The organism is Buttiauxella izardii, assembly GCF_003601925.1.
Taxonomy (GTDB): domain Bacteria; phylum Pseudomonadota; class Gammaproteobacteria; order Enterobacterales; family Enterobacteriaceae; genus Buttiauxella; species Buttiauxella izardii.
The window spans coordinates 46,095-67,132 of sequence record NZ_QZWH01000008.1 but is presented as its reverse complement, the minus strand read 5'-3'; the positions used below and the strand labels follow the sequence as shown (position 1 = coordinate 67,132).

The following is a 21,038-nucleotide window of genomic DNA, read 5'->3' as shown; positions in this document are numbered from 1 at the left end:
GGGAGGGGCTGATGTCTGAATTTGTAACTGTAGCTCGCCCCTACGCCAAAGCAGCTTTTGACTTTGCCGTCGAACACCAAAGCATTGATAACTGGCAATCTATGCTAGCTTTCGCTGCCGAGGTGTCTAAAAACGAACAAATGGCAGAGCTTCTCTCCGGCGCTTTAGCACCGGAAACGCTCTCTCAGTCGTTTATCTCTATTTGTGGTGACCAGTTAGACGCCAACGGCCAGAACCTGATTAAGGTGATGGCTGAAAACGGTCGTTTAAAGGTTCTTCCTGATGTTCTTGAGCAATTCGTTCAACTGCGTGCAGCCCGCGAGGCTACGGTTGAAGTCGAAGTGACTTCTGCTAGCGCATTAAACGAAGCCCAGCTTTCGAAAATCAGCGCCGCGATGGAAAAACGTCTGTCACGCAAAGTTAAGCTGAATTGCAAAATCGATAAGTCTGTAATGGCGGGTGTCATCATCCGTGCGGGTGATATGGTCATTGATGGCAGCGTACGCGGCCGTCTGGATCGCCTGACAGACGTCTTGCAGTCTTAAGGGGACTGGAGCATGCAACTGAATTCCACCGAAATCAGCGAACTGATCAAGCAGCGCATTGCTCAGTTCAGTGTTGTGAGCGAGGCTCACAACGAAGGTACAATCGTTTCTGTAAGTGACGGTATCATCCGCGTACACGGCCTGGCCGATGTAATGCAGGGTGAGATGATTTCCCTTCCGGGAAACCGTTACGCCATTGCACTGAACCTCGAGCGCGACTCTGTAGGTGCAGTAGTAATGGGTCCGTACGCTGACCTTGCCGAAGGCATGAAAGTTAAGTGTACTGGCCGTATTCTTGAAGTACCGGTAGGCCGTGGCCTGCTGGGCCGTGTGGTGAACACCTTGGGTGCACCTGTTGACGGTAAAGGTCCACTGGAGCATGACGGCTTCTCCGCTGTTGAAGCGATCGCACCTGGCGTTATCGAACGTCAATCCGTAGACCAACCTGTGCAGACAGGCTACAAATCCGTTGATGCCATGATCCCAATCGGTCGTGGCCAGCGTGAATTGGTCATCGGTGACCGTCAGACTGGTAAAACAGCTCTGGCGATTGATGCCATCATCAACCAGCGTGATTCCGGCATCAAATGTATCTATGTGGCTATCGGCCAGAAAGCGTCCACCATTTCTAACGTGGTTCGTAAACTGGAAGAGCACGGCGCACTGGCAAACACCATCGTTGTTGTTGCAACTGCATCAGAATCTGCTGCACTGCAATACCTGGCACCGTACTCCGGCTGCGCAATGGGTGAATACTTCCGTGACCGTGGTGAAGACGCACTGATCGTTTATGATGACCTGTCTAAACAGGCTGTTGCTTACCGTCAGATTTCCCTGCTGCTTCGTCGTCCACCAGGTCGTGAAGCTTACCCAGGCGACGTTTTCTATCTTCACTCCCGTCTGCTGGAACGTGCTGCGCGTGTTAACGCCGAATACGTTGAAGCATTCACTAAAGGTGAAGTGAAAGGTCAAACCGGTTCCCTGACTGCTCTGCCGATTATCGAAACTCAAGCTGGTGACGTTTCCGCGTTCGTTCCGACTAACGTAATTTCTATTACCGATGGTCAGATCTTCCTGGAATCCAACCTGTTTAACGCCGGTATTCGTCCTGCGGTTAACCCGGGTATCTCCGTATCCCGTGTTGGTGGTGCTGCTCAGACCAAGATCATGAAAAAACTGTCCGGTGGTATCCGTACCGCTCTGGCACAGTATCGTGAACTTGCTGCGTTCTCTCAATTTGCATCTGACCTTGACGACGCGACCCGTAAGCAGTTGAGCCACGGTCAAAAAGTGACCGAGCTTTTGAAACAGAAACAATATGCGCCGATGTCTGTTGCGCAGCAGTCTCTGGTTCTGTTCGCTGCTGAACGTGGTTACCTCGAAGATGTGGAACTGGCTAAAATCGGTAGCTTCGAAGCCGCTCTGCTGGCTTACGTTGACCGTGACCATGCTCCACTGATGCAAGAAATCAACCAATCTGGTGGCTATAACGACGAAATCGAAGGCAAGCTGAAAGGCATCCTCGATTCCTTCAAAGCAACTCAGTCCTGGTAAAGTCTGGCGGCTTGTCTTAGGGCAAGCCGCAAGGCATTGAGGAGAAGCTCATGGCCGGCGCAAAAGAGATACGTAGTAAGATCGCAAGCGTCCAGAACACGCAGAAGATCACCAAAGCAATGGAAATGGTCGCCGCGTCCAAAATGCGTAAAACGCAGGAACGCATGGCTGCCAGCCGTCCTTACGCAGAAACAATGCGTAAAGTGATTGGCCACCTGGCTTTAGGTAATCTTGAATACAAACACCCTTACCTGGATGAACGCGAAGTCAAACGCGTGGGCTACCTGGTGGTGTCCACTGACCGTGGTCTGTGTGGTGGCTTGAACATTAACCTGTTCAAAAAGCTGCTGGCTGACATGAAAGAGTGGTCCGATAAAGGCGTTCAAAGCGAAATCGCAATGATCGGCTCTAAGGGCGTTTCTTTCTTCAACTCTGTAGGCGGCAATATTGTTGCTCAGGTGACGGGTATGGGTGATAACCCTTCTCTGTCAGAGTTGATTGGCCCGGTGAAAGTGATGTTGCAGGCCTACGATGAAGGCCGTCTGGACAAGCTGTATGTTGTCAGCAACAAATTTATTAACACTATGTCTCAGGTTCCTACCCTCACCCAACTGCTGCCGTTACCGCCAGCAGAAGACGGCGAGTTGAAGAAGAAATCCTGGGATTATCTGTATGAACCTGATCCAAAAGCGCTGCTCGATACCTTGCTGCGCCGTTATGTGGAATCTCAGGTTTATCAGGGCGTCGTAGAAAACCTGGCCAGCGAGCAGGCCGCACGTATGGTGGCGATGAAAGCCGCTACCGACAATGGCGGCAGCCTGATTAAAGAGCTGCAGTTGGTTTACAACAAAGCTCGTCAGGCCAGCATTACTCAGGAACTCACCGAAATCGTCGGTGGCGCTTCCGCGGTATAACCAGGTTTACGTATTTAGAGGATTCGAGATGGCTACTGGAAAGATTATCCAGGTAATCGGCGCCGTGGTGGACGTCGAGTTCCCTCAGGATGCCGTACCAAAAGTGTACGACGCTCTTGAGGTTACAAACGGTAATGACCGTCTGGTGCTGGAAGTTCAGCAACAGTTAGGTGGTGGCGTAGTGCGTACTATCGCCATGGGTACTTCTGATGGTCTGCGTCGTGGTTTGGTCGTTACCAACCTCGAGCACCCAATCGAAGTGCCAGTAGGTAAAGCGACTCTGGGCCGTATCATGAACGTCCTGGGCGAGCCTATCGACATGAAAGGCGATATCGGCGAAGAAGAGCGTTGGGCTATTCACCGTCCTGCTCCAAGCTACGAAGAATTGTCTAGCTCTCAGGATCTGCTGGAAACCGGCATCAAAGTAATGGACCTGATTTGCCCGTTCGCTAAGGGCGGTAAAGTCGGTCTGTTCGGTGGTGCGGGTGTTGGCAAAACTGTAAACATGATGGAGCTGATCCGTAACATCGCGATCGAGCACTCCGGTTATTCAGTGTTTGCAGGCGTGGGTGAGCGTACTCGTGAGGGTAACGACTTCTACCACGAAATGACTGACTCCAACGTTCTGGACAAAGTATCACTGGTTTATGGCCAGATGAACGAGCCACCTGGTAACCGTCTGCGCGTTGCGTTGACCGGTCTGACCATGGCTGAGAAGTTCCGTGACGAAGGTCGTGACGTTCTGCTGTTCGTTGATAACATTTACCGTTATACCCTGGCCGGTACAGAAGTATCTGCACTGCTGGGTCGTATGCCATCAGCGGTAGGTTACCAGCCAACTCTGGCAGAAGAGATGGGTGTTTTGCAGGAGCGTATTACCTCCACCAAGACTGGCTCAATCACTTCTGTTCAAGCGGTATACGTACCTGCGGATGACTTGACTGACCCATCACCAGCCACCACCTTTGCTCACTTGGATGCAACCGTGGTACTGAGCCGTAACATCGCGTCTCTGGGTATCTACCCTGCGGTAGATCCACTGGATTCCACCAGCCGTCAGTTAGATCCGCTGGTTGTTGGTCAGGAACACTACGACACCGCGCGTGGCGTGCAGTCTATTCTGCAACGTTACCAGGAACTGAAAGACATCATCGCCATTCTTGGTATGGATGAACTTTCTGAAGAAGATAAACTGGTTGTAGCACGTGCGCGTAAGATCCAGCGCTTCCTGTCTCAGCCATTCTTCGTAGCAGAAGTCTTTACCGGTTCTCCGGGCAAGTTCGTATCGCTGAAAGATACTATCCGTGGCTTTAAAGGCATCATGGACGGCGAATATGACCATCTGCCAGAGCAGGCGTTCTACATGGTTGGTACTATCGACGAAGCCGTTGAGAAAGCTAAAAAACTTTAACGCCTTAATCGGAGGGTGACATGGCAATGACTTATCACCTGGACGTCGTCAGCGCGGAGAGCCAAATGTTCTCCGGTCTGGTCGAGAAGATCCAGGTAACGGGTAGCGAAGGTGAGCTGGGTATTTTCCCTGGCCACGCCCCGCTGCTCACCGCCATTAAGCCTGGTATGATCCGCATCGTTAAACAACACGGACAAGAAGAGTATATCTACCTGTCCGGTGGTGTGTTGGAAGTGCAACCTGGCACGGTTACCGTGCTGGCCGATACTGCAATTCGCGGCCAGGATCTCGACGAAGCTCGAGCTCTTGAAGCGAAGCGTAAAGCGGAAGAGCGCATCCACAGTTCCCACGGTGATGTGGACTACGCTCAGGCTTCTGCTGAACTGGCTAAAGCGATCGCGAAACTTCGCGTTATCGAGTTGACCAGAAAAGCGATGTAACTACCTGCTTGAAAAGACAAATGCCAGCCAGGTTTCCCTGACTGGCATTTTTTTCGCCTGAACGTTTTACTGTTTCGTCAGAAACTCACCGGTTTTAAATGAACCATCGGCATTACGTTGCAAAGGCTCTGGCAACGTCAAAGACTGATAATCCTTAACACTCAATTGCTTCCCTTCGTTGTTTTCAGTTTTACCATCACGAATAAAGTAGTTACTGGTGTCCACGCGCCCGGAAATCGCATCGTCGTATTTGCCTTCAACGCTTCGTAGCGAAATGTTATCCGTGAACTTTCCCTGGGTTTCCGCACTGCCATAAGGGCTTGGGCGGAAGATGTAGTTAAAGCGTTGGTTATCAACTGCGACGTTGTTCGTCACCACCAGCGCACCAGGATTGAAGTTATCGGTAAAGCCATCAAGATGGTTGCCAATTGCCACGCTGTTGTGGATTTCATGCGCGACCGGCTGCCCTTCCCCACCGAGTTTGAAGCCGTTGCTGGTGTTATTACGGGCAATTGAATTCTCGATCACCACAACGCCATTGGCACCGTCTTCAATCTTGTTGAACAGGTCATAACCATCATCAATATTGTCGTGAGCGTAACAACCTTCAAGACGGTTGCCCTCGCCGACACGCATTTTTACCGCAAAGCCATCAGCGTTGATTTTGCCCGAGTCTTCATTGCTGAAGGATTCCGAGTTCACAACCCGGTTGTAGCTTGCCCATAGCGGGCGGCCGACATCCGCAGGAGAAGAAATCTGAATCCCGGTGTCGTCATTTTTATAGGCCACAACATTTTCGATAAGGTTATGGCTGCCCTGCACCCTCAGGCTCTTATCGGTGACTTCAATACCTTTAATATTCCAGTAGTTACCATCGAGCAGCAAACCGTGAATCACCGCTTTCCCGTCAGCTTCCAGAGTTTTGAGTTTGCCTTTTAAACCGCTGTCGATTGTTGGGATCGTGGTTTGCGGATACTCACCACTATTCAGGATAATTTTTCCGCCAGGTTGGACGAGCGAAATGGCACTGGCCAAATCTAACGGTGCCTCTTTTGTACCCTGATTGCTTAATACGCCATTGGGATCGGCATACAACGTTGCGCCATTCACGTTTTTGACCTTCACAACGTCAAAGCTTTGGCTGACTGGTTTTTGGTCGTTTCCGCTGGTGGGAGTAAAAGTCACGGTAAAGCTGTTTTGCTCTTTCAGCGTGGTCGGCAAAGAGAACATTTCCCCCGCTTTTGCCACTTTTTCCTGACCGATCACAACTTCATCCTGACGCACCGTGAAATTGCCGTCATAGTTTGCGCGCGCTTGCACCACATATTCGCTGGTGGAACTCTTTTGTGGCGAAGCAATTTGCATCATTACCGGCCACTCTTTAGGGACGAACGGAGCAGAGGCGACCGTTTGTGCTGCACTCGTTTCCAGTGAGGCATCGCTGACGGTGATTTTGGCATTACGCGATGCAAAGAAGCCGACGTAATACTGGTTTTTGTTCTGAACATTGATGATATCGGCGCGTTTCACATTCTCAGAAACCCATGCCTCGCTTCCGGCTGGAGCCCATGAAGTGACAAAACCTTCATTAGTGCGCTCGAGCTTCATGCGGAAAGTTGGCGTTTTACTGAGATCAACGGCTTCCTGATAGCTTTTACGTGAAATCGTTGAGCCGGTATTTCCCCACGGCTGCGTAATGCCATCGCGAGCGATTGCCTGCATTTTGACGCGCGACGCATCTTTTTTATCCTGCGTCATAAGGGCGTTCATCACCATATTTGATGCCGCCGGGAACTCTTCATATCCCTCTTTCAGCGGCTCCTGGCGCGGGTTGCCCAATACATCCCTCACCAGCAAACCTGCCCCTTCCTGCGCGGCGGGTTTGGCACCGTTTTCAGGGCCAAATTGATCGACGGTCACCGTTGCCTGTAAAACAAAATTCTCACTGGCGGGCAGTGCGGTATAAAAGAACGTTAATCCATCGTGAGAGTTCGCAATTTTGCCGCCACGGCTTTCAATGGTGATGGGTTTAGAGAGATCGGCGGTATCAGCTGTAGTCAGTTTTTTGCCATCAATGGTGACGTTATTCACGCCGACTTTTTCAGGCAATACGTTGGATGAAAAGTTAATATCTGTTGATTGCCCAAATGCAATCGCATGCCATGTGGGTTGTTGCTGTGCGGTTGCCGGTAGCGATAAAGCTGCACCGCAAAGCGTGAGAGCCAGAGGTATTTTTGACGCCATTTTTATTCTCCTTATCAATGTCAGCGTCATTATGTATAAAAATGAAACATTGTTTCTTTTATGTTTGTCACAAAGGTCGGTTTTTAAAACACGAACCAGGAAAATGCATGAGGTGGCTTTGTTTCCGTATGAAAAGAAGTGCTAATGCTTAGAGAACTATGGCTTTTGTCATTTCAGAAGTACTTTTTCCGAGCTTATCCACCTACAATTGAGCGCATGAGCAATCAAAAAATGCCGGTAAAGCCTGTTTTTTAAGCATCGCGTTTTTTGTTGCAAAATATGTAGAATTTTCAACGTGAAATCGTTTTACTTCACTCACAAATTTAAGTCAGGACGCGTATGTCAAACAGTGCGATGAGCGTGGTTATCCTAGCCGCAGGCAAAGGGACCCGCATGTATTCAGACCTCCCGAAGGTGTTACATACCCTTGCCGGGAAACCAATGGTTCAGCATGTCATTGATGCGGCGAATAATTTAGGCGCACAACGCGTGCATCTGGTTTATGGCCACGGCGGCGATTTGCTCAAAAACACGCTAAGCGATGATTCCCTAAACTGGGTGTTGCAGGCGGAACAGTTGGGCACCGGTCATGCGATGCAGCAAGCGGCACCTTTCTTTGCCGATGATGAAGACATTCTGATGCTTTACGGCGATGTGCCGCTGATTTCCGTCGAATCTCTCCAGCGCCTGCGTGATGCCAAACCGCAGGGCGGCATTGGTTTGCTGACCGTAAAACTCGACGATCCAACCGGCTATGGCCGTATTGCTCGTGAGAACGGCAAAGTCGTTGGCATTGTTGAGCATAAAGACGCGACTGAAGAGCAGCGCAAAATTGACGAAATCAACACCGGGATTCTGGTGGCGAATGGCGCGGATCTGAAACGTTGGTTGTCGAAACTCGATAACAACAATGCGCAGGGCGAATTTTATATCACCGACATTATCGCGCTGGCGCATCAGGAAGGCCGTGAAATCACCGCCGTTCACCCGGATCGTTTAAGCGAAGTTGAAGGCGTGAATAACCGTCTGCAACTCTCCCGTCTGGAGCGCGTCTACCAAACAGAACAGGCCGATAAACTGCTGCTGGCGGGCGTTATGCTGCGCGACCCGGCTCGTTTCGACCTGCGTGGCGAACTGACCCACGGGCGTGATGTTGAAATTGATACTAATGTCATTATTGAAGGTTCAGTGACGTTGGGGAACCGCGTAAAAATCGGCACCGGCTGCGTGATTAAAAACAGCGTGATTGGCGATGACTGCGAAATCAGCCCGTACACCGTTGTTGAAGATTCAACGCTCGCCAGCGCTTGCACCATCGGCCCGTTCGCTCGTCTGCGCCCAGGTGCGGAACTGGCGGAAGGCGCACACGTCGGCAACTTCGTCGAAATGAAAAAAGCGCGTCTCGGCAAAGGCTCTAAAGCAGGCCACCTGAGCTACCTGGGCGACGCCGAAATTGGCGACAACGTGAACATCGGCGCGGGCACCATCACCTGTAACTACGATGGCGCGAACAAATTCAAAACCATCATCGGTGATGATGTGTTTGTTGGCTCCGACAGCCAGCTGGTTGCGCCGGTCACTATTGAACGTGGCGCGACGATTGGCGCGGGCACGACAGTCACGCGTAACGTGGGTGAAGATGAACTGGTTATCAGCCGCGTGAAGCAAAAACATATCCCGGGTTGGCAGCGTCCGGTGAAGAAATAATAAGTCTTTTTTAGCCCTCTCTTTCGGGAGAGGGTTTGGGGTGAAGGTCGTTCTCGAAAATGACCCGCCCCGCAGCAGTACTAAAACTATAACCCCACTCTCTACAAGGCTCGGGGCCCCGGAATACGGGATATTTACCCAAAGAATTTCGTGCAGCCAACGCATCTGCAGTGCGAAAGACGACGGGTAAAACAGGTCAGCGACAACACATGGCGTAATGCCATTATCAGGAATCTAATCTTATGTGTGGAATTGTTGGCGCGGTCGCGCAACGTGATATCGCTGAAATCCTTCTCGAAGGACTACGTCGTCTGGAATACCGCGGTTATGACTCTGCGGGCCTGGCAGTTGTAGATGAAAAAGGTCATATGACCCGTCTGCGCCGTCTGGGTAAAGTGAACAAACTGGCCGAAGCGGCAGCCGAAACTGCGCTGCATGGCGGCACCGGTATTGCTCACACCCGTTGGGCGACGCATGGCGAACCCTCTGAAGTGAACGCACACCCGCATGTTTCCGAACATATTGTGGTGGTTCACAACGGTATTATCGAAAACTACGAACCGCTGCGCGAAGAGTTGCAGGGTCGTGGCTACACATTCGTTTCACAAACCGATACCGAAGTTATTGCTCACTTAGTGCATTGGGAACTGGAGCAAGGCGGCTCGCTGCGTGAAGCAGTGCTGCGCACCATTCCGCAACTGCGCGGCGCCTACGGCACCGTTATCATGGACACCCGCAATCCAGACGTTCTGCTGGCCGCGCGTTCTGGTAGCCCGATGGTTATCGGCTTGGGCATGGGTGAAAACTTTATCGCCTCTGACCAACTGGCGTTGCTGCCTGTCACCCGTCGCTTCATCTTCCTGGAAGAAGGCGATATTGCGGAAGTGACTCGTCGCTCGGTAACCGTATTCGACACCAAAGGTGAGCAGGTTAAACGCCCTGACATCGAATCTAATCTGCAATATGACGCGGGCGACAAAGGTATTTATCGCCACTACATGCAGAAAGAAATCTACGAACAGCCGAACGCGATTAAAAACACCCTGACCGGCCGTATCAGCCACGGTGCGATTGACCTTTCCGAGCTTGGCCCGAAAGCCAACGAAATGCTGTCTCAGGTTGAGCACATTCAGATTGTGGCCTGCGGTACTTCTTATAACTCGGGTATGGTTTCGCGTTACTGGTTTGAATCCCTGGCGGGTGTTCCGTGCGATGTCGAAATCGCATCTGAATTCCGCTACCGCAAATCTGCGGTGCGCCGTAACAGCCTGATGATCACCCTTTCCCAGTCTGGTGAAACGGCGGATACCCTGGCGGCATTGCGTTTGTCTAAAGAGTTAGGGTATTTAGGTTCGCTGGCGATCTGTAACGTTCCTGGTTCTTCCCTGGTGCGTGAGTCTGACCTGGCGCTGATGACCAACGCGGGCACCGAAATCGGCGTGGCGTCGACCAAAGCGTTTACCACTCAGTTGACCGTTCTGCTGATGCTGGTGGCAAAACTGAGCCGCCTAAAAGGCGCGGACGCCGCGATTGAGCAAGACATCGTTCATGGTCTGCAGGCGTTGCCAAGCCGTATCGAGCAGATGCTGTCTCAGGACAAACGCATTGAAGCGCTGGCTGAAGACTTCTCCGACAAGCATCACGCATTGTTCTTAGGCCGTGGCGATCAGTACCCAATCGCAATGGAAGGCGCGCTGAAGCTCAAAGAGATTTCCTACATTCACGCAGAAGCGTATGCGGCTGGCGAGTTGAAACACGGCCCGCTGGCGCTGATTGATGCTGATATGCCGGTGATCGTTGTGGCGCCAAACAACGAACTGCTGGAAAAACTAAAATCGAACATCGAAGAAGTGCGCGCGCGTGGCGGCCATCTGTATGTGTTTGCCGATAAAGACGCTGGGTTTGCCAGCAGCGACAACATGCACATCATCGAAATGCCGCACGTAGAAGAAGTCATTGCGCCAATCTTCTACACCGTGCCGTTGCAGTTGCTGTCTTATCACGTCGCATTGATTAAAGGCACCGACGTCGATCAGCCGCGTAACCTGGCAAAATCGGTCACGGTTGAATAATTGCTCTGATCGGTAATACAAAATAAAAAAGCCCGGTTGTGCTAAACACAACCGGGCTTTTTATTACTGCAAAATCAATTATCTTCCTGCGTCACCAGCTTTGGTTCTTCAGGCGATTTCAACAGCACCCATAATACGATTGCCCCGATGATATCAAATACCGAAAGCACGGCAAACAGCGGGCTGAAACCGACGGTATCGGCCAACGCGCCGACAACCAGTGCGAACATGGTGCTGGCGGTCCAGGCTGCCATGCCGGTAAAACCGTTGGCGGTGGCAACTTCGTTAGAATCGAACATATCGGAAGACAGCGTAATCAGCGCACCGGAAAGTGACTGATGAGCAAAACCGCCAACGCATAACAGCGCAATCGCCACCATCGGGCTACCAAACAGGCCAACCATGCCCGGCAGAATCATCAGCGCTGCACCTAATGTGACGACCAGTTTGCGGGAAACCACAATATTCACGCCGAAGATTTTTTGGAACATGCCCGGCAGATAACCGCCAATGATGCAGCCAAAATCTGCGAACAGCATCGGAATCCAGGCGAACATGGCGATATCTTTCAGGTTGAAACCGTAGGTATGCACCATAAACAGTGGGATCCACGCGTTAAACGTTCCCCATGCGGGTTCAGCCAGGAAGCGCGGCAGAGCAATACCCCAAAACTTGCGTTGTTTCAGCAGGTGGCCAATGCGTACCTTTTCAACCTTCGGTTTTTCGGGCTGGCCGCCGGTGATATACAGATATTCTTCTTTCGACAGTGATTTGGTTTTGGACGGACGGTTATAAGTGAAATACCAGCCAGCGGCCCACAGCACGCTGAAAATACCCACGATAATAAATGCCAGTCTCCAGTCCCTGATGTAAATGGCCCATGCCACCAGCGGAGGGGCGATCACTGCGCCAATAGACGAACCGACGTTGAAATAACCCACGGCGACGGAACGCTCGGTATCCGGGAACCATTCTGTGACTGATTTTAATCCCGCAGGGATCATCGCACTCTCGGCGAAACCCCCGAGGCCACGAAACATCGCCAGGCCTTTCCAGCCGGTGGCAAACGATGCACCGATGCAGAACACGCCCCACATCAGGCCAAAAATGGTATAACCCACTTTCGTGCCCAACGTATCCAGCAGATATCCGGCAATCGGCTGGGCGATGGTGTAGCAGGCTGAGAACGTCGCAATAATGTATGAATATTGCTGGGTCGTGATATGAAGATCACTTTGTAATGTTGGCGCTGCCGCAGAAATGGTATTTCTGGTTAAATAACAAAGAATGGTGCCAAGCGTCACCAGTGAAAGCATAAACCAGCGCTTGTGGCCTGTTTTGCGCATAACGAGTCCCGTTTTCAAAGCAATAAGTGGCCTGACCGCTGCATAGCAGCAGGCAATTAAATATTCAGAGGAGAGAAAAATCAGCGGCGCTTCAGAAGACGTCGTGGATTTGGGTTTGGCCCATCCTGGACTTGTTTATGTTATGTAGATCACTATTTGAGATGATAATGAACTTACGTTTCAATATTATTTGTGACTCAGCGCAATTTTTTATGTGTAATCTACCCCTAATGGATAACGGATGTGATGTGCGTCACATTTATGGGGGTGATGATTGATTGGTAACTATGCAAAACATGAATGAGACATCCCGCAAAATGCTGACCGGTTCCTCCATCCGAATTAATAAATACATCAGCGATAGCGGCCTCTGCTCTCGCCGTGAAGCCGATCGTTACATTGAACGCGGCGATGTTTTTATTAACGATAAACAGGTCGGTTTCGGTGCTCAGGTTTTTGCCGGGGATGTGGTGAAGGTGAACAACCAGCTTATTGAGCCGCGTGATGACAACAATCTGGTGCTGATGGTTTTGAACAAGCCGGTTGGCATTATCACCACGATGCAAAAGAGTGAACCCGATAACATCAGCGTTCTTATTCATAGCGACAAACGTGTCTCGCCAATCGGGCGTCTCGATAAAAATTCCCAGGGATTACTTTTGCTGACCAATCACGGTGATGTCGCGAATAAAATTCTGCGCGCCGGTAACAATCACGAAAAAGAGTATGTGGTTACCGTTGATAAGCCGATGACTGACGAGTTTATTGTTGGGCTGGGCGCGGGTGTTCCGATTCTGGGAACGGTAACTAAACGCTGTAATGTAACGAAAGAATCTGACGTGGTATTTCGTATTATTTTGGTTCAAGGGCTGAACCGACAAATCCGCCGGATGTGTCAATATTTCGGCTATGAAGTGACCCGCCTTGAACGTGTCCGCATCATGAATATCCACCTGGAAGGCCTGCCGTTAGGGGAATCGCGCTATTTAACTGGCGACGAACAAAGCGAGTTATTGAAGCGCATTGAGCGTTCAGAATCCGCAATGTGACAGGCGCAAGTTGGTCGCAAAATCACCTGTCATAAAACTGTCACAATTCGTACATTTTAATGTCACCAAACTGTCCTATTTTCTATCCTGTATCCACTAAACAACGATTTACGTTCACCTCTGCAGGAGACATTATGAAAGTTATGCGTACCACTGTCGCAACTGTTGTCGCCGCGACCTTATCCCTGAGCGCTTTCGGCGTAAACGCTGCTGCAAGCCTGACTGGTGCCGGTGCAACATTCCCTGCGCCGGTGTATGCCAAATGGGCAGATACCTACAATAAATCAACTGGTAACAAAGTGAATTACCAGGGTATCGGCTCCTCCGGTGGCGTTAAACAAATCATTGCTAACACCGTGGATTTCGGCGCATCTGACGCTCCGCTGTCTGATGAAAAACTGCAACAAGAAGGCTTGTTCCAGTTCCCGACCGTGATCGGCGGTGTCGTTCTGGCGGTTAACCTGCCAGGCGTGAAATCCGGTGAGCTGGTGCTCGACGGTAAAACCCTGGGCGACATCTACCTGGGCAAAATCAAAAAATGGGATGACGAAGCTATCGCTAAACTCAACCCAGGCATGAAACTGCCACAGCAAAACATCGCCGTTGTGCGTCGTGCTGATGGTTCCGGTACTTCCTTCGTCTTCACCAGCTACCTGGCGAAAGTGAATGAAGAGTGGAAAACCAAAGTCGGTGCAGGCTCAACGGTAAACTGGCCGACAGGCCTGGGCGGCAAAGGTAACGACGGTATCGCCGCGTTCGTTCAGCGTCTGCCAGGTTCAATCGGTTATGTTGAATACGCTTATGCGAAGCAAAACAGCCTGGCGTATACCAAACTGGTATCAGCCGATGGCAAACCAGTCAGCCCAACGGAAGAGAGTTTCAGCAACGCCGCTAAAGGCGCTGACTGGAGCAAAACTTTCGCTCAGGATCTGACAAACCAGAAAGGTGACGATGTGTGGCCAATTACGTCCACCACTTTCATCCTGGTGCATAAAGAGCAGAAGAAACCAGAGCAGGGCGCTGAAGTGCTGAAGTTCTTCGATTGGGCATACAAAGATGGCGCAAAACAGGCGAACGACCTGGATTACGCTTCTCTGCCAGATGCGGTTGTTGAGCAAGTTCGTGCCGCATGGAAAACCAGCGTGAAAGACAGCTCCGGTAAAGCGATTTACTAAGTGATTCAACCCGGAGTAAATCATGGTTTACTCCGGGAAAACCTCTAAACAACAAAGAGTAAGTTATGGCAGTGAGTAAGCCGGTGTTCAAAGCCCCTGGCAAACAAGGTGATGTCATTTTCAGCGCGCTGGTAAAACTGGCAGCGTTGATTGTGCTATTTCTGCTGGGTGGGATCATTATCTCCCTGGTCATCTCCTCCTGGCCAAGTATCGAGAAATTTGGATTCTCGTTCCTGTGGAATAAAGAGTGGGATGCTCCTAACGATATTTATGGTGCGCTGGTGCCGATTTACGGCACGCTGGTCACCTCGTTCATTGCGCTGCTTATCGCTGTACCGGTGAGTTTCGGTATCGCGCTGTTCCTGACGGAGCTGGCACCAGGTTGGTTGCGCCGCCCGCTGGGTATCGCCATCGAACTGTTAGCGGCTATTCCAAGTATCGTATACGGCATGTGGGGCCTGTTTATCTTTGCTCCGCTGTTTGCGAAATACTTCCAGGAACCGGTCGGCAACGTGCTCTCTTCTGTGCCGATTGTCGGTGAACTGTTCTCCGGCCCGGCGTTCGGTATCGGGATTCTCGCCGCAGGCGTCATCCTCGCCATTATGATCATTCCGTACATCGCTTCCGTTATGCGCGATGTCTTCGAACAAACCCCTGTGATGATGAAAGAGTCGGCCTACGGTATCGGCTGCACCACATGGGAAGTTATCTGGCGCATCGTTTTACCGTTTACAAAAAACGGTGTGATTGGTGGCGTAATGTTAGGTTTAGGCCGCGCGCTGGGCGAAACCATGGCGGTCACGTTCATCATCGGCAACACCTATCAGCTCGACAGCGCCTCGCTGTATATGCCGGGCAACAGCATTACTTCTGCCCTGGCGAACGAATTTGCTGAAGCGGAATCTGGCCTGCACACCGCAGCATTGATGGAACTGGGCCTGATCCTGTTTGTTATCACCTTTATCGTACTGGCTATCTCTAAGTTTATGGTTATGCGTCTGGCTAAGAACGAAGGAGCGCGCTCATGACGACTATGGAAATGGAAAGTCGCGCAGCGCTGGCAGAATCACGCCGTAAAATGCAGGCTCGTCGTCGGTTTAAAAATCGCGTTGCGCTGACACTTTCAATGGGAACCATGGCGTTCGGCCTGTTCTGGTTGGTGTGGATTTTGTTCTCAACGGTCACTCGCGGTATCGACGGCATGTCGATTGCGCTGTTCACCGAAATGACTCCGCCGCCAAACACTGAAGGCGGTGGCCTGGCAAACGCCCTCGCGGGTAGCGGCTTGTTAATCCTGTGGGCGACCGTATTCGGTACGCCGCTGGGCATCATGGCGGGGATTTACCTCGCAGAGTATGGCCGCAAATCCGCACTGGCTGAGGTGATTCGTTTTATCAACGACATCCTGCTTTCTGCGCCATCGATTGTGGTCGGCCTGTTCGTCTACACCATCGTAGTGGCGAAGATGCAGCACTTCTCCGGCTGGGCTGGGGTGATTGCGCTGGCGTTATTGCAGGTGCCAATTGTTATTCGTACCACCGAAAACATGCTGAAACTGGTGCCAGACAGCCTGCGCGAAGCGGCTTACGCACTGGGCACGCCAAAGTGGAAAATGATTTCTGCGATTACGTTAAAAGCGTCTGTTTCCGGGATTATTACCGGGGTCTTGCTGGCGATTGCACGTATCGCGGGCGAAACGGCTCCACTGCTGTTCACGTCGCTCTCCAACCAATTCTGGAGCACCGACATGATGCAGCCGCTGGCAAACTTGCCGGTCACGATTTTCAAATTTGCCATGAGCCCGTTTGCCGAATGGCAACAATTAGCCTGGGCTGGCGTTCTGATTATTACGCTTTGCGTGCTGCTGCTGAACATTCTGGCGCGTGTGATTTTCGCAAAGAGTAAACACGGTTAAATTTTACGGCGCGGCAGAAGCGGCGTCGGACGGAGATTAAGAAACAGATGAGTATGGTTGATACTACCCCAGACAAAATTCAGGTTCGTGATTTGAACTTCTATTACGGTAAGTTCCATGCCCTGAAAAACATCAATCTGGATATCGCTAAGAACCAGGTTACCGCGTTCATCGGCCCATCAGGCTGTGGTAAATCCACCCTGCTGCGTACATTCAACAAAATGTACTCGCTCTACCCGGAGCAGCGGGCCGAAGGTGAAATCTTGCTGGATGGGGAAAACATCCTCACTCAGAACCAGGATATCGCCCTGCTGCGTGCCAAAGTCGGCATGGTGTTCCAGAAGCCGACGCCATTCCCGATGTCGATTTATGACAACATCGCGTTCGGTGTGCGCCTGTTTGAAAAGCTGTCACGCAGCGACATGGACGAGCGTGTGCAGTGGGCGTTGACCAAAGCCGCATTGTGGAATGAAACCAAAGATAAATTGCACCAGAGCGGATACAGTCTCTCCGGTGGCCAGCAGCAGCGTCTGTGTATCGCGCGTGGTATCGCGATTCGCCCGGAAGTGTTGCTGCTTGATGAGCCATGTTCAGCGCTCGACCCGATTTCTACCGGTCGTATCGAAGAGCTGATCACCGAGCTTAAACAGGATTACACCGTGGTTATCGTGACGCACAACATGCAGCAAGCTGCGCGTTGTTCCGACCACACAGCGTTTATGTACCTGGGCGAGCTGATTGAATTTAGCGAAACCGACACGCTGTTTACCACGCCTGCCAAGAAGCAGACTGAAGATTACATTACTGGCCGCTACGGTTGATTTGCCCCTTATCTTCCAAGTTATTGGGCACCAGGAGAAAAAATGGATAGCCTCAACCTGAACAAACACATTTCCGGCCAGTTTAATGCCGAGCTGGAATACATCCGCACCCAGGTAATGACCATGGGTGGGCTGGTGGAGCAACAGCTTTCTGATGCGATCACCGCCATGCACAATCAAGATGGCGAGCTGGCGAAGCGCGTCATCGAAGGCGACCAGAAAGTTAACATGATGGAAGTGGCGATCGATGAAGCCTGCGTGCGCATCATCGCGAAACGCCAGCCAACCGCCAGCGACTTACGCCTGGTGATGGCCATCATCAAAACGATTTCTGAGCTGGAACGCATCGGCGATGTGGCTGACAAAATCTGCCGCACGGCGCTGGAGAAATTCTCCCACCAGCACCAACCGCTGTTGGTTAGCCTCGAGTCATTAGGCCGCCACACCGTGCAAATGCTGCATGACGTGCTGGATGCGTTTGCGCGTATGGATCTCGACGAAGCGGTGCGTATTTATCGCGAAGATAAGAAAGTTGACCAGGAATATGAAGGCATCGTGCGCCAACTGATGACTTATATGATGGAAGACTCGCGCACCATTCCAAGCGTGCTGACGGCGCTGTTCTGCGCACGTTCCATCGAACGTATCGGCGACCGCTGCCAGAACATCTGCGAGTTTATTTTCTACTTCGTTAAAGGGCAGGACTTCCGTCATGTCGGCGGCGACGAACTGGATAAACTGCTTGCGGGTAAAGATCCGAAAGAGTGACGAACTGCCCTCTCTCACTTCGGGAGAGGGCATGTATTATCGTTCTGTTTAGGGACTCACCACGGTCAGCGTATAGTCTTTACTGAAATAACTGCCAGGGACGAACATATTTCCATACATGCCGCTGCTGAGATTTATTTTTATAAGACCTGATTTTGTGGGGGTGCCATAAACTTCTACACAGTTATGATCTTTGATATCTCTTGTACCCTCTGTAATTACCGAGTCTGGCAATTTACAGTTACGAACAAAAATACCTGTATCATCAGGCTCCACAATCCCTGCCTTTCTTTCTGCTCCACCAAAGACTCTACCGCCTAAGATACTAATTTTAAAAAGGTAAGGCTTTCCTAAAGTTGCAGCAGGTAATACTTCATTGTCTGGTATATATTCAGCCTCAGGGCTTAGGAAAGTACAGGCTGTCAAAGGGAACAGGCAAAGAACAAATAATATTCGTATAAAAACCATTGTTATTTTAGTGGTTTAAAAACCACGCCTCCAAAAAATCGGCTAATGAAGAAAGAAGTATCTCTTCCCGGTTTTATTTGATCTGATAAATCCCCCCATGAAAATAAATTCAAATGCATAGTTCCATCAGAGGCCTGTGTTACTGGCCCATTCCATACGATCCAATGCGTAGGGTATGTTGTTCGTTCAGATAAACTACCTTGTAGTAAACTGTCATTAATAAGTGAAACCACTTTATAACCTTTCTGTATATACTCATTTAATTCATTAATCCCCTGAATTCCAGCCTGCGTTATACCGACATTAATGAATACCTTTTCGTAGCCTGCTTTCTCAAACCATTCTGTCAACGTGCCCCATAATGTTATACCGGCCAGTGGAGAATCGAGGCTGTCAAAACTCAGCACTTTATTTTCCGAGTCTCTCAGCCCGGCAAGTGTCATCCAGTCGAGGCCAGAGATATCGCCATATAAATGACCCATCGGATGACGGCAACCACCACTCGGCGTTATCTCAAGCTGACCAATTTTAGTTTTCCCACTTCTCCACAACTCCTGTGCAGCTTGTGCATACACATCAGGCCGATCTTTCTGCAGGCAGTAAAAAAATGCCGCAGGGCCACATAAACTGGCATTGAACTGGTTTGGATAATCGACCTGATTAAATCGTCTGGTTATTTGCTGCGCGATAAGTGTTTTTTCAAAAGGATCCTGCGAACTACCAATCGGATAATCCTTCGCAATAAAAGGCCGTTCCGGTCTGGAGATGTTTATAACGGCAATATTATCCCCTTTACTTTGAAGCTTCGTCGTTCCCGTTGATTGAAAATAACAGGGGTTTTCACGCTTAACCGGTGACCAGGCTTTACCAGATGCGAACTCTTCTAACGTATACATTTTTGTGAATGGTGTAGAAGAAATACATAAAGTTTTAAGCATGGTTTGCCGGTAAAGTATTACCTCCATAATATAAATGGTTGAAATGGGTTCGCTGATGTTTTCTGTTGCATGAGGTTGTGTTTCATAATTAGCGAGAAGCGCTTGTTGCTTTACATCCACAATGGAATGTTTTCTTCTTTCCGAATCGATCCGATAAATACACAAATCATAAAGAATTTCACTCGCTGGTACATTCGAATTTATTCTGGTGCTGACATGATAAACAGACATCATCCAAATCCTTATGAACACAAAGGATAAAGGTTACAACTATTGCGCGAGCAAAAAATGCATGTATGTCTGAAAAGAGTAAGAGGAGTTTATATTTCTTGGTTGATCGATATAAAAAAAGGTTCATCGCCGATAAGCGAGAACCTTTTTTACCATTGCTTTGTTAATTCAACTATCAGCGAACAATAATCCCTAACAGAATACCCAATGCGCCAAAGTCAGAATCACTGAAAGTGGTATTGGCAAAGCCGATATCGCCCAACACTGGCAGCAGGAATACTGGCAGGAAGGTTATCAGCAAACCTTGTGCAAAGGCACCCAGAATTGCCCCACGACGCCCGCCAGTTGCGTTGCCGAATACGCCCGCCGCTGCACCCACGAAGAAGTGTGGCACTACGCCTGGGATAATCACCGTCATATTCAGCAGATACAGCGCGAACATGCCGATTAAACCGGCGGCAAAGCTGCTCAGGAAGCCAACCAATACGGCATTCGGCGCGTAAGGGAAGACCACCGGGCAATCGAGCGCTGGTTTCGCGTTCGGCACCAGCTTGTCGGAAATCCCTTTAAACGCCGGAACGATTTCCGCGATAACCATGCGCACACCTTGCAGGATGAGTACACGCCCGCCGCGAAGGTAATGGACTGCATGATGGAGAACATGAACCAGTTTTTGCCACCGCTCAGCTCTTTCACCACGTCAGCGCCTGCAAACAGGCAGGTCACCAGGAAGATAATGCTCATGGTGAAGGAAATGGCTACCGGCGTGTCGCGCAAGAACAGCAGACTTTTCGGCACATTCATGTCTTCAGTCGAGTGTTCTTTATTACCAAATTTACTGCCGATGAAACCGGCCAGCACGTAAGATAACGTCGAGAAGTGGCCGATTGCCACGTCGTCAGAACCGGTAACTTGCTTCATGTACGGGTGTGCAATGGCCGGGAAGAATACCATCGCCACACCGACCACCAGCGAACCTACAGCAATCAGCGTTACGCCGGTCATGCCTGCGGTTGCCAGAATTACTGCCACCATCATCGACATAAATAACGTGTGATGACCGGTCAGGAAGATAAATTTCCACGGCGTAAAACGGGCAATCAGAATGTTGATAACCATCGCGAAGAACATGATCATCGCCATTTCTTTACCGAAGCTCTTCTGCGCCACGGAAACAATCGCTTCGTTGTTCGGCACCACGCCCTGAATACCAAAGGCGTGCTGGAAGATGTTCGCAAAGTCACCCAACGATGAAACTACCAGACCTGCACCCGCACCTAAAATCACAAAACCCATAATGGTTTTGACGGTGCCTTTAATACATTCGGTGACCGGTTTTTTCTGTGCAATCAAGCCAATCAAAGCGATTAAACCGACCAGCACCGCCGGTTCGGAAAGTACATCGCTCATCAAAAAACGAAAGAAATCCATATCGACCCC

Annotated in this window: 16 protein-coding genes and 2 pseudogenes; 13 read left to right on the top strand and 5 right to left on the bottom strand. The window is 50.5% G+C overall.

Annotation, left to right across the window (positions count from 1 at the left end; all coding sequences use genetic code 11):
- Window positions 1–11: 11 nt before the first annotated feature.
- From atpH to D6029_RS05955, 5 genes are read left to right on the top strand one after another with little or no spacing between them, the layout of a single operon-like run.
- The gene (atpH, locus tag D6029_RS05975; protein WP_120063882.1) at window positions 12–545 is read left to right on the top strand and encodes a F0F1 ATP synthase subunit delta; all 534 of its coding nucleotides are present in this window, start codon (window positions 12–14) and stop codon (window positions 543–545) included.
- Window positions 546–557: 12 nt separating this feature from the next.
- Complete coding sequence (atpA, locus tag D6029_RS05970; protein ID WP_120063881.1) at window positions 558–2,099, top strand: F0F1 ATP synthase subunit alpha; 1,542 nt, start codon at window positions 558–560, stop codon at window positions 2,097–2,099.
- A gap of 50 nt (window positions 2,100–2,149) precedes the next feature.
- Window positions 2,150–3,013, top strand: a complete 864-nt coding sequence (gene atpG / locus D6029_RS05965) for a F0F1 ATP synthase subunit gamma (protein WP_120063880.1) — start codon at window positions 2,150–2,152, stop codon at window positions 3,011–3,013.
- Between the two features lie 28 nt (window positions 3,014–3,041).
- Complete coding sequence (gene atpD / locus D6029_RS05960; RefSeq protein ID WP_120063879.1) at window positions 3,042–4,424, top strand: F0F1 ATP synthase subunit beta; 1,383 nt, start codon at window positions 3,042–3,044, stop codon at window positions 4,422–4,424.
- Window positions 4,425–4,444: 20 nt separating this feature from the next.
- Window positions 4,445–4,864: a F0F1 ATP synthase subunit epsilon gene (locus tag D6029_RS05955; RefSeq protein WP_120063878.1), complete on the top strand. Its 420-nt coding sequence runs from the start codon at window positions 4,445–4,447 to the stop codon at window positions 4,862–4,864.
- Between the two features lie 66 nt (window positions 4,865–4,930).
- On the opposite strand, the gene D6029_RS05950 is transcribed toward D6029_RS05955, so the two are convergent.
- Window positions 4,931–7,108, bottom strand: a complete 2,178-nt coding sequence (locus D6029_RS05950; protein WP_120063877.1) for a right-handed parallel beta-helix repeat-containing protein — start codon at window positions 7,106–7,108, stop codon at window positions 4,931–4,933.
- A 339-nt stretch (window positions 7,109–7,447) separates the two neighbouring features.
- Between D6029_RS05950 and glmU the strand changes: the two genes are divergently transcribed.
- Together glmU and glmS are read left to right on the top strand one after the other, a co-directional pair.
- The gene (gene glmU / locus D6029_RS05945; protein ID WP_120063876.1) at window positions 7,448–8,815 is read left to right on the top strand and encodes a bifunctional UDP-N-acetylglucosamine diphosphorylase/glucosamine-1-phosphate N-acetyltransferase GlmU; all 1,368 of its coding nucleotides are present in this window, start codon (window positions 7,448–7,450) and stop codon (window positions 8,813–8,815) included.
- Window positions 8,816–9,057: 242 nt separating this feature from the next.
- Window positions 9,058–10,887, top strand: coding sequence for a glutamine--fructose-6-phosphate transaminase (isomerizing) (gene glmS, locus D6029_RS05940; protein WP_120063875.1), 1,830 nt, complete (start codon window positions 9,058–9,060; stop codon window positions 10,885–10,887).
- Between the two features lie 74 nt (window positions 10,888–10,961).
- Here the strand turns inward: glmS and D6029_RS05935 are convergent, their stop codons facing one another.
- Entirely contained in the window at window positions 10,962–12,233 is a 1,272-nt protein-coding gene (locus D6029_RS05935) for an MFS transporter (RefSeq protein WP_120063874.1), read from the bottom strand.
- Window positions 12,234–12,550: 317 nt separating this feature from the next.
- On the opposite strand from D6029_RS05935, the pseudogene rluF reads away from it, so the two are divergent.
- The 6 genes and pseudogenes from rluF to phoU form a co-directional block, all read left to right on the top strand.
- A pseudogene (gene rluF, locus D6029_RS05930) lies at window positions 12,551–13,273 on the top strand (23S rRNA pseudouridine(2604) synthase RluF); the annotation flags it as partial.
- A gap of 143 nt (window positions 13,274–13,416) precedes the next feature.
- Window positions 13,417–14,457, top strand: coding sequence for a phosphate ABC transporter substrate-binding protein PstS (pstS, locus tag D6029_RS05925; RefSeq protein WP_120063873.1), 1,041 nt, complete (start codon window positions 13,417–13,419; stop codon window positions 14,455–14,457).
- 65 nt (window positions 14,458–14,522) lie between these two features.
- Window positions 14,523–15,485, top strand: a complete 963-nt coding sequence (gene pstC, locus D6029_RS05920) for a phosphate ABC transporter permease PstC (protein ID WP_034499846.1) — start codon at window positions 14,523–14,525, stop codon at window positions 15,483–15,485.
- Entirely contained in the window at window positions 15,482–16,372 is an 891-nt protein-coding gene (gene pstA, locus D6029_RS05915) for a phosphate ABC transporter permease PstA (RefSeq protein ID WP_120063872.1), read from the top strand. The genes pstC and pstA overlap by 4 nt, the downstream gene beginning before the upstream one ends.
- Before the next feature lie 47 nt (window positions 16,373–16,419).
- The gene (gene pstB, locus D6029_RS05910; protein WP_034499921.1) at window positions 16,420–17,193 is read left to right on the top strand and encodes a phosphate ABC transporter ATP-binding protein PstB; all 774 of its coding nucleotides are present in this window, start codon (window positions 16,420–16,422) and stop codon (window positions 17,191–17,193) included.
- Between the two features lie 42 nt (window positions 17,194–17,235).
- Window positions 17,236–17,961, top strand: coding sequence for a phosphate signaling complex protein PhoU (gene phoU, locus D6029_RS05905; RefSeq protein ID WP_034499841.1), 726 nt, complete (start codon window positions 17,236–17,238; stop codon window positions 17,959–17,961).
- Between the two features lie 48 nt (window positions 17,962–18,009).
- On the opposite strand, the gene D6029_RS05900 is transcribed toward phoU, so the two are convergent.
- From D6029_RS05900 to D6029_RS05890, 3 genes and pseudogenes are all read right to left on the bottom strand, one after another.
- Window positions 18,010–18,429, bottom strand: a complete 420-nt coding sequence (locus D6029_RS05900; RefSeq protein WP_120063871.1) for a hypothetical protein — start codon at window positions 18,427–18,429, stop codon at window positions 18,010–18,012.
- Between the two features lie 2 nt (window positions 18,430–18,431).
- Window positions 18,432–19,598, bottom strand: a complete 1,167-nt coding sequence (locus D6029_RS05895) for a hypothetical protein (RefSeq protein ID WP_120063870.1) — start codon at window positions 19,596–19,598, stop codon at window positions 18,432–18,434.
- Window positions 19,599–19,773: 175 nt separating this feature from the next.
- Window positions 19,774–21,029: pseudogene (locus D6029_RS05890) on the bottom strand (PTS ascorbate transporter subunit IIC).
- Window positions 21,030–21,038 lie beyond the last annotated feature (9 nt).